The 15,491-nt window shown below is 33.1% G+C and carries 10 protein-coding genes; all 10 read left to right on the top strand.

Going from position 1 to position 15,491, the window contains the following annotated elements:
- The first annotated feature begins 172 nt into the window (after positions 1-172).
- Positions 173-3,151 (top strand): preprotein translocase subunit SecA, encoded by a 2,979-nt coding sequence (gene secA, locus PWA39_RS01445; RefSeq protein WP_069099201.1) that lies wholly within the window; start codon positions 173-175, stop codon positions 3,149-3,151.
- Positions 3,152-3,277: 126 nt separating this feature from the next.
- Positions 3,278-3,733 (top strand): hypothetical protein, encoded by a 456-nt coding sequence (locus tag PWA39_RS01440; protein ID WP_069099202.1) that lies wholly within the window; start codon positions 3,278-3,280, stop codon positions 3,731-3,733.
- 211 nt (positions 3,734-3,944) lie between these two features.
- Positions 3,945-4,643 carry a purine-nucleoside phosphorylase gene (gene deoD / locus PWA39_RS01435; RefSeq protein ID WP_069099203.1) on the top strand — a complete coding sequence of 233 codons (699 nt, stop codon included), beginning with the start codon at positions 3,945-3,947 and terminating at the stop codon, positions 4,641-4,643.
- A 3-nt stretch (positions 4,644-4,646) separates the two neighbouring features.
- Positions 4,647-5,930, top strand: a complete 1,284-nt coding sequence (locus PWA39_RS01430; RefSeq protein ID WP_044285915.1) for a thymidine phosphorylase — start codon at positions 4,647-4,649, stop codon at positions 5,928-5,930.
- 40 nt (positions 5,931-5,970) lie between these two features.
- The gene (gene deoC / locus PWA39_RS01425) at positions 5,971-6,636 is read left to right on the top strand and encodes a deoxyribose-phosphate aldolase (RefSeq protein WP_069099204.1); all 666 of its coding nucleotides are present in this window, start codon (positions 5,971-5,973) and stop codon (positions 6,634-6,636) included.
- An 84-nt stretch (positions 6,637-6,720) separates the two neighbouring features.
- Positions 6,721-7,335 carry a uracil phosphoribosyltransferase gene (gene upp / locus PWA39_RS01420; RefSeq protein ID WP_069099205.1) on the top strand — a complete coding sequence of 205 codons (615 nt, stop codon included), beginning with the start codon at positions 6,721-6,723 and terminating at the stop codon, positions 7,333-7,335.
- A gap of 2 nt (positions 7,336-7,337) precedes the next feature.
- Positions 7,338-8,036: an MPN527 family putative ECF transporter permease subunit gene (locus PWA39_RS01415; RefSeq protein ID WP_069099206.1), complete on the top strand. Its 699-nt coding sequence runs from the start codon at positions 7,338-7,340 to the stop codon at positions 8,034-8,036.
- A 151-nt stretch (positions 8,037-8,187) separates the two neighbouring features.
- Positions 8,188-10,815, top strand: a complete 2,628-nt coding sequence (gene lon / locus PWA39_RS01410; protein WP_069099207.1) for an endopeptidase La — start codon at positions 8,188-8,190, stop codon at positions 10,813-10,815.
- Positions 10,816-11,157: 342 nt separating this feature from the next.
- Complete coding sequence (gene tuf, locus PWA39_RS01405) at positions 11,158-12,366, top strand: elongation factor Tu (protein ID WP_010321121.1); 1,209 nt, start codon at positions 11,158-11,160, stop codon at positions 12,364-12,366.
- Between the two features lie 862 nt (positions 12,367-13,228).
- Positions 13,229-15,391: a putative immunoglobulin-blocking virulence protein gene (locus tag PWA39_RS01400; RefSeq protein WP_069099611.1), complete on the top strand. Its 2,163-nt coding sequence runs from the start codon at positions 13,229-13,231 to the stop codon at positions 15,389-15,391.
- Positions 15,392-15,491: the final 100 nt, after the last annotated feature.

Here is a 15,491-nt window from a genome sequence, read left to right as displayed (position 1 = left end):
TAAAATTAAGGCATTTTCTGCGTCACTAGCAAGACCAAAGCCAAGACTAACCAAGCCAAAAACCGCCCTAATAAATAAAATAAAAATAAATTATATATTATATTAAAAAAGTGGTATAATATTTAGCGGTTAAAAAGAATGAGTTAATAAATTAAGGAAGGAAACTAATCTAATGAAAAAGGTTATCAATTTTTTTAAGACTTCTTCAGAACTACGGCTTGCATACCGTCTTTTAAAGCAGATTAACCAAAAGCGCGGTTATTATGGTTCAATGACCGATCAGGATCTTGCTAATCAGACAAATGTTCTCAAAAAGCGGCTTGCTAATGGTGAAAAACTCAAAGATATTCGGGTTGATGCTTTTGCCGTGGCCCGCGAGGCAACAAAAAGAATCCTTGGAAAAACGCCATATGATGTCCAAATTCTTGGTGGACTAATTCTTGACATGGGTTCTGTTGCTGAGATGAAAACTGGTGAAGGTAAGACAATTGCCTCAATTGCACCAGTTTATCTTAATGCACTTTCAGGCCAAGGAGTTATTGTCTCAACTGTCAATGAATATCTATCTGAGCGGGATGCTGAAGATAATGGTAAGGTCTATAATTTTTTAGGTCTTTCTGTTGGAATTAACAAAGCCCAAATGGATCCTGAAACTAAAAGAATGATGTACGCTGCAGATATTACCTACTCAATTCATTCAGAATTAGGATTTGACTATTTGCGTGATAACATGGTCTATAGTGCTGCTGAAAAAGTTCAAAGGGGACTAAATTTTTGCCTTATTGATGAAATTGATTCAATTTTAATTGACGAGGCTAAAACCCCTTTGATTATTAGTGGTGGAAAATCTAACCTTCCAGCTCAGTATTTATCTGCCAACCAATTTGTAAATACACTTGTAAATGAAGATTTTTATATCGACCAAGAAACAAAAGGTATTAAATTAAATGACAAAGGTATTGACAAAGCTAATGCTTTTTTTGGTTTGCGCAACCTTTATGAAATTGAAAACTCTGAACTTGTTCACCGGATTCAAAATGCTCTTCGTGCCAATAAGGTAATGAAAAAAGACGTTGAGTATATTGTCCAAGACGGTAAAATCGAGCTTGTTGACCAATTTACCGGGCGAATTATGGCCGGAAGATCTTATTCTGAAGGTCTCCAGCAAGCCCTTCAGGCAAAAGAAGGAATTGAAATTGAACCTGAGACAAAAACATTGGCAACAATTACTTACCAAAACTTTTTTCGCCTTTTTAAAAAACTCTCAGGAATGACCGGAACTGCTAAGACCGAAGAGCAAGAATTCATCGATGTTTACAATATGCGTGTCAATGTTATTCCAACAAATAAACCACTGGCGCGCCGCGATGAAAAAGATGAAATTTTTGCCACAATTGAACAAAAAAATAAAGCAATTATTGCCGAAGTCCAAAGAGTTCATAAAACTGGCCAGCCAATCTTAATTGGAACCTCCCAAGTTGTTGACTCTGAGACCTTATCAGAAATGCTTAACCAAAAAGGGCTGTTTCATACAGTTTTAAATGCAAAACAAAACCAACTTGAGGCTGAAATTATCGCAAAAGCAGGCCGTAAAAATGCAATAACAATCGCAACAAATATGGCCGGGCGGGGAACAGATATTATTCTTGAACCTGGAGTTATTGACCTTGGCGGACTTTATATTTTAGGAACAGACAAGGCTGAATCAAGAAGAATTGACAACCAACTTCGTGGTCGGGCAGGTCGTCAAGGTGATATTGGTGTCTCAAGGTTTTTTATTTCCCTTCAAGACCAGTTATTGCGCCGTTTTTCCAATTTTGAACAAATTTTTGACACATACGGCCTAACTGCAGGAGCAATCAAAGGAAAATATATTCACTCAGTTTTACTAGCAGCCCAGAAAAAAATTGAAGGCTTTAACTTTGATATGCGAAAAACCGTGCTGAGCTACGATGATGTTATTCGCCAGCAACGTGATTTAATTTATACTCAGCGTGATATTTTGCTCCAAATTGACAATTTTGATCACTATATTAAAAAAATGATCATTAGAACTGTTGAGGTTATTTTAGGTTATGACTTTATTTTGCTGCCAAACCAAGAAATTCACTATAAAAATTTAGTTGATTTTTTAAACGACAACCTTTCAAGAATAACTCGCTATGACTTTGGCCAAAGCGGACTTGAAAAATACCCTTTTGAAGAACTTAGCAACTTTTTAGTTCAGGAACTAAATAAAATTTATTTTGAAACTCTCCAGCCAACACTAAAAGAAAATATTGGCCAAAACTATTTTGACTCCGAGCGGCACATAATTTTATCTGTCCTTGATAATCAGTGACAAAATCATATTGACACAATCGACAAACTTCGCTCTTCGGCAAATTTAGTCCAGTATTCCCAAAAAAATCCTTACCAAATTTTTACCGAACAGGCTACTTCTAAATTTAACATTTTAATTTCCGAGTCAGCTTTTCAGGCAATTGTTGGCCTTTTTAATAATTCTAATGCCGAAAAAATCGAATATGTCCAGGCAATTCTTTCTGATGGTAGTGCAATTTCTTATCCATCTGACACCCCAGATCACATCGTTGCCCAGCTAATTGCAACTAATGAAGACCGAATTGCTTATGCAAAACAAATTGAAAAAGAATCCCAGCCTGAATTTATTTACGAACAACTCAAAAATAATAACATTCAAAGACTCGATGCTAGCGGCGGATTTGAACTCTGACAAATTGCCAACAATAAACTTGTTAATCTCAAAGAAGATATGCCCCTTGACGAAAAACGTAATATTTTGCTAAGAATGAACCAAGAACAACTTGAACTTCTGGGCCAAAAAGAACTCAAAATTGACTCTGGAATGCCGGGAGCTGAGCCTAACCAAAATGCTGAGAGCTTTTTTGAGGCAAGTCAGCAAAACCAAAATAACCAAAACAACCAAAATAAACAAGACGACTTTTTACCTTCAAACTTCTTTTTCGATGTAAAAGACGATCCTGATGCCATCATGAAAATGTTAGAACTTGACAGACAAAAAGAAATGGCCAAAGCTGAGCAGAGTACCCAACAAGAGTCAGAAAATTTGGAAAATACAGAAAAACCCAGACCAGATCAGGCTTCTGACTTGCAAAATTCAAGCGACTAAAGGACCCCCCTAAAATTAAAGAAAAACTTTAAAATGCAAAGAAAATAAGAAAACTTGCTTGTTTTTACTTTTTTCTTTGTTTTTCACTAAAAGATGCTAAAATTGGCAGAGAGGATAAGTCAAAGGATGCTAAAAAATACTAATGTTTTGCTTTTATTGGCGAAAATTAGCTACTTTTTGTCACTTTTAGGTTTTGTCCTTTCTGTTGTAGAAAATTTTTTCTACTTTTGGTTCTTTCAAAACTTCACCTTTGCGATTTTTGTAGGCCTTAGTGGTCTTGCTAGTTTTTTGTTTTTTTTGTTGCTTTTTTTGCTGTTTTTGCCAAAAATTAATCCAATTTATTGAAAAAATAGTTTATTTAATGACAAAAGATTCCAGAAAGATTTGTGCAATTTTTCGCAGAAAAAAGGTAAACCCTTTTTAATTGCAGTTTCTTTGGCTTTTTCATTTTTAATTATTTTCAATTTGGTTAATTTATTGTTGTACGGGATTATTTATTATAGTTTTTCATTAGTTTTTGGTTCTTGCTTTAGTCTTTTTTGGATTAAGTTTCGAATTTGCGCAAAATGTTATGCTGTTTAGAAATCTTTTTAACATTTGCAAAAATTTACTATCCAAAATGCTTTTTTATATTATAGTTTTTCATTAGTTTTTGGTTCATGCTTTAGTCTTTTTTGGATTAAGTTTCAAATTTGCGCAAAATGTTATGCCGTTTAGAAATCATTTTTAACATTTGCAAAAATTTAATAGCCAAAATGCTTTTTTATATTATAATATGCCTAAGAGGAGAATCATGACACCACATATTGAAGCTAAGAAACATGAAATTGCGTCAGTTGTATTAATGCCAGGAGATCCACTTCGTGCAGAATTTATTGCTAAAAATTTCTTAACTGACGCCAAACTTGTTTCAAAAGTCCGTAATAACTTAATTTTTACCGGTAAATATAAAGACAAAGAAGTAACTATCGCTGCCTCAGGGATGGGTTCTGGTTCTATTGGTATTTATGCCTATGAACTGTTTAAATTTTATGATGTTGAGAAAATAATTCGGATTGGATCAGCTGGTTCTTATGATAAGGATCTTGAAATTTTTGACCTTGTTATTGCAAAATCAGCTTGATCAGATTCTTGTTCATTTCCGGCACTTTTAGGTCAGGGTCAATCTCATTTAAGTTACCCTGATTTGGAACTTGTAGCAAATTTATTCCATAGTGCTGAAAAATTAGGTTTGAGTCCGGTTTATACAAATATTCACTCAACTGATGTTTTTTACTCTACCCGCGATTTATCAAAAACAATCGAACTTTCAAGAGCACAAGCAGTAGAAATGGAATCTTTTGCTCTTTTTACAATAGCTAATCACTTGCAAAAAAAGGCAGCTTCAATTCTTACAATTTCTGATAGTTTAATTACCAAAACTTCACTTGATCCTTTAGCAAGACAAGAAAAATTTGAAGAAATGATTGAAATTGCCCTTGGAGCACTTTAAAATATGAATTTATTTGAAATTATTGAAAAAAAAGTCAAAAAAGAACATTTAAGCGAAGAAGAAATTCATTTCATGATTAATGGATTTTTGTCTGGCCTAATTGCCGACTACCAGTTTTCTTCATTTTTAATGGCAATTTTAATTAATGGCCTTGATGATGATGAGCTTTATTTTTTTACTCGCGAAATTATTGCATCAGGTAAGACAATAAATCTCAGAAAAATTAACGGAGTTAAAATCGACAAGCACTCAACAGGTGGTGTTGGTGATAAAATATCACTAATAATAGGACCAATTTTTGCCGCTCTTGGCTACAAAGTGGCCAAAATGTCTGGAAGAGGTCTTGGATTTACTGGTGGTACAATCGACAAACTTGAGTCAATTCCAGGATTTCAAACTCAGCTAACTGAAGCTAGTTTTTTGGATCAAGTTCAAAAAATCGGAATTGCAATTACCGCACAGTCAAATGCAATTGTTCCTGCTGATAAAAAAATTTACGCGCTTCGTGATGTTAGTGGAACAGTTTCGTCAATTCCGTTAATTGCAAGTTCGATAATGTCAAAAAAAATTGCTACTGACACAGATGTTATTTTAATTGATGTAAAATGTGGTAGTGGCGCTTTTATGACTGATCTTGGACAAGCAAAAAAACTAGCAAGTAAAATAAAAATGCTCGGAAAAAGATTTGGGAAAAAAACTATTGTTAAAATTACCAATATGGATGCCCCACTTGGAAGAATGATCGGAAATAAAAATGAAATTATTGAATCACTGGCGATTCTTCAAGGTCAACAGTCCCAACTTGCTGATTTTGCAAAAGAATTAGTGGCCCAAACACTTTCTGAAATTGAAAAGCTAAAAATTGAAAAAGCCCGTGAAAAAGTTACTAAAATTATTGAGTCTGAACTTCCAAATGAAATTTTCTTAAAAATGGTAGTAGCCCAAGGTGGAAATCCGGCAACAATTCAGTCTTCAAACTTTTGAATTCCAGCATATAAGGAACAAATTTTTGCCCCTCAAAGTGGATATATAAAATGGGAAAATGCAATAAATTTTGGAAAAATTGTTGCATTTTTAGGCGGAGGTCGTACTAAATTAAACCAAAAAATCGACTATGAAGCCGGAATTTGTCTAGAAGTTGAATCTGGAACATATGTTCAAGACGATCAGTTAATTTTTAGCCTTTATTCTTCTAATCCGATTGACTTGAGCAAAATTCAGGATTTAATTGCAAAAACTTTTTCAATCAAACCTGAACCAGAAGTTGAAAATATGTTTTTAAATTAGGCTAATTTAAAAACATATTTTTTATTTTAAAAGGAGATTTATGAATTTCAATAAATTAATCGATCACACAATTTTAAAAGCCCAGACAACTTCTCAAGATATCAAAAACCTGATCGCTGAAGCAAAAAAATACAATTTTGGTGCTATTTGCATCGCGCCTACTTGAGTTAAATTAGCAAAACAAGAACTAAAAGACACTGATATTAAAATTGTCACTGTAATTGGCTTCCCGCTTGGAAATCAAGTTAGTGCTGTAAAACAAAAAGAAGCCAGTCTTGCGATAATGCACGGGGCTGATGAAATTGATATGGTAATGAACATTGGTAAATTTAAGGAAAAAGAATTTGACTTTGTTATCAATGAAATTAACCTAATAAAAAAAGAAATTGGCACAAAAATTCTGAAAGTTATAGTCGAAACTGCACTTTTATCAGCAAATGAAATTGCCGAAGCTACTAAAATTGTAAGCAAATCAAATGCAGATTTTATTAAAACCTCAACAGGATTTTCTTACCGCGGTGCAAGTCTTCAAGACATTGAAATAATGAGTGCTAATAAATCCAAAAACTTACAAATAAAAGCAGCAGGCGGAATTTCGACAATTGAAGATATTGAAACATATTATAAATTAGGCGCTACTCGGTTTGGGACTTCTAAGTCTGTAAGTATTGTTGAAAATTTGGACGATAAAAAATCTGAATATTAGTCTTTGAATTTTTTAAATTATGTTATAATTTAAAAAATTCAAATTTCAAAGTTAATTTTAATTTTAAATTTAAAGGAAAAAATTATGCAAGTAAATGTTAGTCATCCTATAATTGCTAGCGAAATTGCTAAAATAAGGCAAAATGTTTCTTTAGTTGATTTCCGGGCTGCAATTGAGAAAATTTCCTATTTACTTGCCTTCCCTGTTTTAGCCAAACTTAATTCAACAGATTTTAATGGCACATCTGTTCTTAAAGAACCTTTTTCAGGAACAAAAATTAGCGACTCTGTTGTTTTTGTGCCAATTTTGCGCGCTGGATTTGCAATGTTAGATCCTTTTTTGAATCTAGTTCCTGATGCAAAAGTTGCCCCTGTGGGAATGAAACGAAACTTAGATCTTTCAAATACGACTTACTATCTAAATTTGCCTAAAGCTAGTCCAAATTCAGTTGCAATTATTTTAGACCCTATTTTAGCAACAGGGAATTCGATAATTAGCACGATTGATTACCTTATTGAAAAAGGGTTTGACAAAATAATTATTGCTACAATTTTAACTGTTCAGGAAGGTCTTGATAAAATTGCCAAAAAATATCCGCAAGTAAGTATCTTTTTTGGCCAAAAAGATGAAAAACTTAATGAAAAAGGTTACATTATTCCTGGAATTGGTGATGCCGGTGATCGTTTCTTTGGGGATTAGAGTTGAAAACTTCAATTTCGTGAAATTCTAACTATAATTTCAAAATAGCAATTACTGGAATTTTATTTAGTCTTTCGCTACTTTTTTTTATTTTTTCACAAAATTATTTTTCCTGACCTCTTTTCCAAAATCTTGGGCTAAAATTTGACTTATCTACTCTTTTTTTAGTTCCAATATTCTTAATGGGTAGTTTTTGGTTAGGTTTTTGTTGCCTTGTTGTTAGGTTTGCAATAGGTCCTTGACTTATTTTTAACCATTTTTTTTCAATTGATATTATCTATTTTGGCCATTTTGTACTATTTTTAGCATCAGTAATATACATTTTTTCATTTTTAGGTTTTCGTTATCTTTTTATCAAAATTTTTAAAAATTTCGCTAAAATAAAAAGGTTTATTATTTTATCACTGATTGTCTCAACACTTACAACCAGTTTAATGATGACTTTTTTAAACGGAGTTTTGATTCTTCCAGTTTATTTAAAACTTTTGAAAGCAATAAGTTCAGTATCTCTTGACTTAGTTTATAAGGGGTGGGATGATATTCAAAAAAAGTTTTTAGGAACCGAAAATTTTTCGTATTGGTCTTTTATTTTTAGCGTTTTTATTCCTTTTAATCTTGCAAATTTTGCTTTCCAGTCAATTTTAGCTTCTCCTATTTACGTGATTATTGAACATTTTCACAAAAATAAGCGGCTAAACTAAGTAATTTATAAGCAAACTTCTTTATAATAAAAATATTTATTCATAATTTTGCTAATTTTTTTGAGTTGTTAAAATTTTTTTAGTTTTTGTGATATAATTATCTAGAAAAAATTGAAATAAACAATCAAAGGACATTTGAGGAGTTTTTACTATGCCAGTTCATTCATACCGATTTTTAGTCGCATCAGAGGATATTTATTTCCCAAACACCGCTCAGCAAACTATTAGTTTTAGTGACCCTGAATCAATTAAGATTCTCAGGGAAATTTACCATTCAACTTCACGGACAACTTTAACAAACAAAGAGTTGTTAATTGTTTACCGTAAAGAAAATGAAGAAGTAGATTTATTTGAAGAAGAAATTATCGATGAACAACTTGACAAAAAGGCCGCTGAACAAAACAAGTCAGGGGCTGCTGGTGCTGCTAAGTCTAAAACTTCAGAAAACGAAAAGCTAACTGTAGATCCCAAAATCGAAAATGACTTTTCGCCAAAAATTGTTGACATTGATGAACTTTCTAAATATGCTTCTCTAATTAGAGTTCAAAGTTATCGCGCAAAAACCAGACCTGATAAAAGCGATTGGCAAACCGTTATTTTAGATTTTACTGTTCTTGAAAAAGTTCAAGTTGTCGATTTAATAACTGACCCAAATAGTACAAAAGCTGACCAAATAACTATTAAATCAACTCGCGAAATTATAAAAAATCGTGAAATTCACGTAACTTTAATTAATGATTTACTTGAATTTGGGCGAAAAACAAAAAACTTTAAGATGCCAGGTGAACTTCTTTTGGTTGTTGACAAATTTCAAAATAGTAACACCGAAGTTGAAAAAAATGAATTCATCAAAGGTGTAACAAATACATTATCTTCATCTGTTAGTCTTAACTATCAACAAAAATACCATTTATTTTCACTAAATTCTTATGCCTCAAAAATTAAAAAACTATACGAGCATGTTCATACCTTTAATGAACAAATTCGACTTGAGGATGAAATTAATGTTATTCTCAAATCTAACCTTGACAAACAACAAACAGAATTTATCCTCAAAGAAAAAATTAAGGCAATCCGTAAAAAATTAGGCGAAGATTCCCGTTATGAAGATGAAATTGAAGAGCTTTTACACTCAGAAATTGGAAAATTAATTTTCCCCAAAGAAGTTGCAAAAACAATAAAACGTGAAGCTAACCGTTTAAAATCAATGATGGCTACTTCACCTGAGTCTAATATCACCAAAAATTACCTTGATTTACTAGTTGCCCTACCTTGAAGACGTGTAAGAAAAGACATTTTAGATATTCAAAATGTTCGCCAAAAACTTGAAGAAGCTCATTATGGCCTTGACGAAATTAAAAAACGAATAATTGAATATCTTGCTGCCCTAATTCACCGGCGTTCACAGTCAAATCAAGAGCCAACCCTTGAGAAAATTGATGGCGATTATTGTGATTCAAATTTATTTGTCAGTTCTAAAGTTCAAAAAGGAAGAACTAACTCAATTCCAATTTTAACACTTGTAGGGCCTCCAGGAACTGGAAAAACTTCAATTGCAATGGCAATTGCTGAATCAATTGGCAAAGAATTTGTTAAAATTTCACTTGGAGGTGTCCGGGACGAGGCTGAAATAAGAGGTCACCGTCGGACATATGTTGGGGCTCTTCCTGGAAAAATTATTCAAGCTCTCAAAAAAGCTGGCGTTTCAAATCCCTTAATTTTACTTGATGAAATTGATAAAATGGGTTCAGATTTTAAAGGTGATCCGGCCGCTGCGATGCTTGAGGTTTTAGATCCAGAACAAAACCGTTTTTTCCAAGATCATTACTTAGAACTTGAATATGACCTGTCGCAAATTCTCTTTGTTGCCACAGCTAATGAAATTCATGACATTCCTGAGCCTTTACTTGACCGGGTTGAAATAATTGAGCTCTCATCTTACACATTTTTAGAAAAACTACAAATTGCAAAATCACACCTAATTCCTGCAGTTCTAAAAGAAAACTCTTTAGACCCAAAATATTTCCCAATTGATGATGAGACAATCGACTACCTCATTCGCTACTATACTCGGGAGGCAGGTGTCCGGGGACTCAAACGGGTTTTTGACAAAATTGCAAGAAAAATTATTGTCAGACTGCTTGAAAACACATTGGCTGAGAACTTTAAAATTGATGTCAAATTTGCCCGTGAGCTTTTAGGAATTGAAAAATTTGACCCCGATCCTGTTGATGCTAGTCCACAAATTGGAACTGTAAATGGTCTAGGGTACTCGCCTCTGGGTGGTTCAACTTTGCAAATTGAAGTTAGCACAATTCCGGGGCGAGGTGATATTAAACTAACTGGTTCGCTCAAAGATGTAATGCAAGAGTCAGCCCGAATTGCCCTTTCATATGTTCAGTCTAAAGCTAAAGATTTTGGAATTGACTTTGATTTTGAAAACACACTAATTCACATTCACGTTCCAGAAGGTGCTGTTCCAAAAGACGGGCCGTCAGCCGGAATAACTTTTACAACCGCAATAATTTCAGCCCTTAGCCAAAAACCAGTTTCACATGATATTGCAATGACAGGCGAAATCACACTGCGGGGAAAAGTGCTTGGAATTGGCGGCCTAAAGGAAAAATCACTTGGAGCCTACAAAAGCGGAATTAAAACAATTTTTATCCCGCAGTCAAACGAGAAAAATCTTGTTGATCTACCTGATGAGGTTAAAAATTCAATCAAATTTATTCCGGTTGAGACTTACCAACAAATTTATGACTTTATTTTCAAATAATTTAACTTTTGTGATATAATTATTCTTTGTCCTTCAGGTTATTATTTGTCAAAAAGGATACTTTCAACAAATTTAGACTTTATTTTCAAATAGTTGGGCTTTTGTGATATAATTATACTTTGTCTTTCAGGTTATTATTTGTCAAAAAGGTATAAAATGAAAAACATAAAAAATTCTCAAAATAATTTTCGATTTTTTGGTATAATTAACCTTGAAAATTAAATTGAGAATTTTTGAAAATTTCTAGCACTTAAAACTAACTAAATAGGATAGGAAATAGTTGCAAGGCTATTCAGTGGTGGTTTTTAGTTTGTTTTAAAGCAAGTAAAAGAAAGGAAAAATATGGCAGTTGTTAAAACTGGTGCAAAAAAAGATTTTGACCGTTCAAAAGAGCATATCAATATTGGGACAATTGGTCATGTTGACCACGGAAAAACCACTCTAACAGCGGCAATTTCAACTGTATTATCAAAAAAAGGTCTAGCTGAAGCAAAGGATTATGCTTCTATTGACGCAGCCCCTGAGGAAAAAGCGCGTGGAATTACTATAAATACAGCCCACATCGAATATAGCACAGATAAGCGTCACTATGCCCATGTTGATTGCCCTGGTCACGCCGATTATATTAAAAATATGATCACAGGAGCAGCGCAAATGGATGGTGCCATTCTTGTTGTTGCCGCAACAGATGGTCCAATGCCCCAAACTCGTGAGCACATTCTTCTTTCAAAACAAGTTGGTGTGCCAAAAATGGTTGTTTTCCTAAACAAAATTGACTTACTTGAAGGTGAAGAAGAAATGGTTGACCTTGTTGAGGTTGAAATTCGTGAACTTCTTTCTTCATATGATTTTGACGGAGACAACACCCCAATAATCCGTGGTTCAGCTCGTGGTGCTCTTGAAGGAAAACCTGAATGAGAAGCTAAAGTTCTTGAACTAATGGATGCAGTTGACTCTTACATTGACTCCCCAGTTCGTGAAATGGACAAACCATTCTTAATGGCAGTTGAAGACGTCTTTACCATTACAGGTCGTGGAACTGTTGCTACTGGTAAAGTTGAAAGAGGACAAGTTAAACTAAATGAAGAGGTTGAAATTGTCGGTTACCGTCCTGAACCTAAAAAAACAGTTGTAACCGGAATTGAAATGTTTAACAAAAACCTTCAATCTGCAATGGCTGGAGATAATGCCGGAGTTCTTCTTCGTGGTGTTGACCGTAAAGATATCGAACGTGGTCAGGTTATTGCCAAACCAAAAACAATTATTCCCCACACTAAATTTAAAGCAGCAATTTACGCGCTCAAAAAAGAAGAAGGTGGAAGACATACTCCATTTTTCAAAAATTACAAACCTCAATTTTATTTCCGTACAACTGATGTTACCGGTGGAATTGAATTTGAAGCTGGCCGTGAAATGGTAATTCCTGGGGATAATGTTGACCTTACTGTTGAACTTATTGCCCCTATCGCTGTTGAGCAAGGTACAAAATTCTCAATTCGCGAAGGTGGAAGAACTGTTGGAGCCGGAACAGTAACTGAAATTATTAAATAAAAAATCTTTTATCTAATACAAACTTTAGGGCCGTGCCCTAAAGTTTTTTTTTTTTTTTTATTTTACAATCAAAATTAGTCAGGATTAGACTCCTGAATTTGGCAGTTTGATGGCAAAATTGACTTTTTTAGTGAATATAAATAGGCAAAAATACCGCTAAATCCAGGTTTTTTGACCTAAAGCCTTAATTTTTATTATTTTAAAATTGACCTTTTCAAAAAAAATAAAAAAAAATGCTTGGTCTAAGAAAAAATTATGTTATAATAACTTTCACTAAGAATAAATTAATAAATTTTTGATATTGAATTAAGGGGGAATTAATTATGTTTTTTGCGTAAAGAAAATCAGAAAATGCGAATTATCCATTATGTTTTTAAATATAATGGAATGCCTTAAATTTACCCGTTTAGAAATCTTTAAATTTAGGGCTTTTGGTTATTGTTCTTTCAAAACTTCATATGTTTTTTAGGCTCGCTGCAAATAAAAACGAGTTTTCTATTTGCATTGAGTTTAAATAGTAGTTGTATTTTTTTATGATTTTTGTTATTTTATCCATAAATTGATTTTTACCAGTGTTTTAAAATAGGTAATTAACTTTTGCCAAAAAGTTAAAAAGTGCCCAAAAATCGGACACTTTTTTAAGATTATCTCATCAAACTGGGAAACTCGTAAAAATAATTTGGACTTTAGTTTTTTTAGTGTATAATATCTAAATTTAAAAACGATTTCAGAGGTGGCTAATATGATTTTTTGCTCTTAAAAACATAAATTTACTACTAAAGTCAGACTTAGTTGGTAAAATTTATTATAAGTATTATTAAATTTAAACATTTATAATAAATAAGAAAATTTGGAGGCAAATATGAAACTATATTTTTCCCGTCGTCGAAAAGTTGTAATTTTAGCAATGGCAACAACATTGTTATCTTTAAGTTTGTACTCAGTTAATCAATCATTAGTTAATTTTGATTTTTTGTCCAATGAAGTTAGTTATTCAACTCAAGCGCCTTCAATAATTTTAAAAAATCAGCCAAATGATACTGGATTTAATTCGCCTGTAGCAAATACTGTTTTTGTTGCACCAAAAATTGAAACGCCTAAAGAGAAAATTGAAAATCCAGTTAAACCACAAATAGTAACACCAAAAATAGAAAAAATAGAGCCCTTACCTGAAAAAGTAACCCCTAAACCGATAAGAAGAATTCAAGCTGTTGAATCAACCATCCCTATTCGAACAACACATGCACGCCAAAGTCCGACTAGGACAATATCATCGCGGCCAACAATTTCAACTTCAAGACCAATAAGTCAACCTCAAACTCAAACTAGAAATAATTCGCGTTCTGTTAATGTTGGTGATGCAGCTTATCAACGCGCCCTTGGTTTGTGAAAACAACAACAAGACCGAAAAATCGCTGAAGTTAGGCGCGAAAGAGATAAATATCAAGCCGAAGTTGCTGAAGCAGACCGTGTTATTTCAATTATTAAAGAGCACTGAGAAAAATATGCGCCAACTGGAGAAGATGGTAAGCCAAAAGTTAGTCTAGAATCCTATCTTGAGGGGTATAAATACACTCGTTGAGTTGCAAATAATTATCTTGAGCGTGAACAAAATTACTTAAAAGTAATAGAGCAACGAAGACAACTTGACCAACCTTTTACAGAACAAGAATTACAATTGATAAAAGATGGTTATACTCCTGATCCTTCGACCGATGGATGAGAACCAAAAGTCAATAATGTCGTAAATGAAATTAAGGCAAATAATAAAAAAAGATTAAATGCCGTTGATTCAAAATGAACAAGATATGATGGAACTAAAATTGGTTCGCTAAAATATGAAGGATGAAATGACACTGATGTAAGTTCAGAAATTAGTGATCTCACCAATGGTAAGGGATTTTCTAACGGTAGCATTTCACTGATAAAATATACTCGAGCACCTGGAAATACCGCTGGTATCCTTTCAGAATTTAAAACTTTAGTTCTAAATGCGGATGATAATGCTGCCTTTGAAGTTTTTGCCGAGATTATGAAAAATGCTGCTAATAAAGACAATTCAATCAAGGCAATTGTTCTTAAAAATGTCGGAGCAAAACACAAAACCCAAAACATAAAAAAAATTTTAGACCTATTGCCACCGCAAATGCAAAAAGTTTCGCTCTTTTTAGATGACCACCAAGCAATTAATGGTCTTCGTGGACTTGAAAAATTCAGCAAACTAAGCGAACTAGAACTCTATAGTAATTCACGAACCAACGAAAGCAATTGAGCAATTAATCCTAATGCCCTAAAAAATGTTGACTTTATTTCTTTTGATTATATAAATAAAGGTGATATGCATCTCCAACCTGGAGAAAAAGTTGCTGGATCAATTATTTTTGACACTCTCCGTTGAGATGAGGGCGATGATACTAACAAAGTTAACGAAGGGCTTGAAATTGCTTTTAGTTCAAAAATTAATCAGCGCGTTTTTCAAGGAACCTTTGGTGGTCGAGGAGGATATCCATTACATCTTGACTTTTCTTCATCTAAAAAAATTAAGACGCTAAAAGGCATTGACTTTGCTAAAACAGAGAAACTTTTTAACGAAAAACTCCAAAGTTGAGAAGTTGAAGCTGAATCACAAAAAAATCCTGGCCATGTTACTTTGCTTTTCCAATATTTATATTTTGGGGCCTCAAAAATAAGCGATTCTGGCTCAACAGGTTCAAATTATGTGTATAAAGTCGACACAAGCGACTTTCAAAATTCCCAATTTACTTCAAGACTTGTTAATGGACCTATCCAACAACCGGGAATTTATATAAAAGATGAAAATGGAAAAACCCTTTCAAATATTCCACTTTATATAACTGGTAGTTCATTTTCTGGTGATGCTTTGAGCCAATTATCCAAATTTGTTGATGTTGCAAAGAAAAGTGCCACTTTTAACAAAATTTATGTCGAAAACGCAGCACTTCAAAGTCAACTTTCAAGTTTAGGTCTACCTGTTGAAACTAAAACAATTACAACAACAGACTAAGCTAATAAAAAGTAAAAAAAAATAATTATTTTTTACTTTTTATGCCCAAAATTTCTTTTTTACTTAATTTTATTGAAAAAAGCACAATTAAAATTTTTAA

Source organism: Mesomycoplasma ovipneumoniae ATCC 29419 (assembly GCF_028885435.1).
GTDB lineage: Bacteria > Bacillota_I > Bacilli_A > Mycoplasmatales > Metamycoplasmataceae > Mesomycoplasma > Mesomycoplasma ovipneumoniae.
This window is presented reverse-complemented; position numbering and strand designations above follow the sequence as displayed.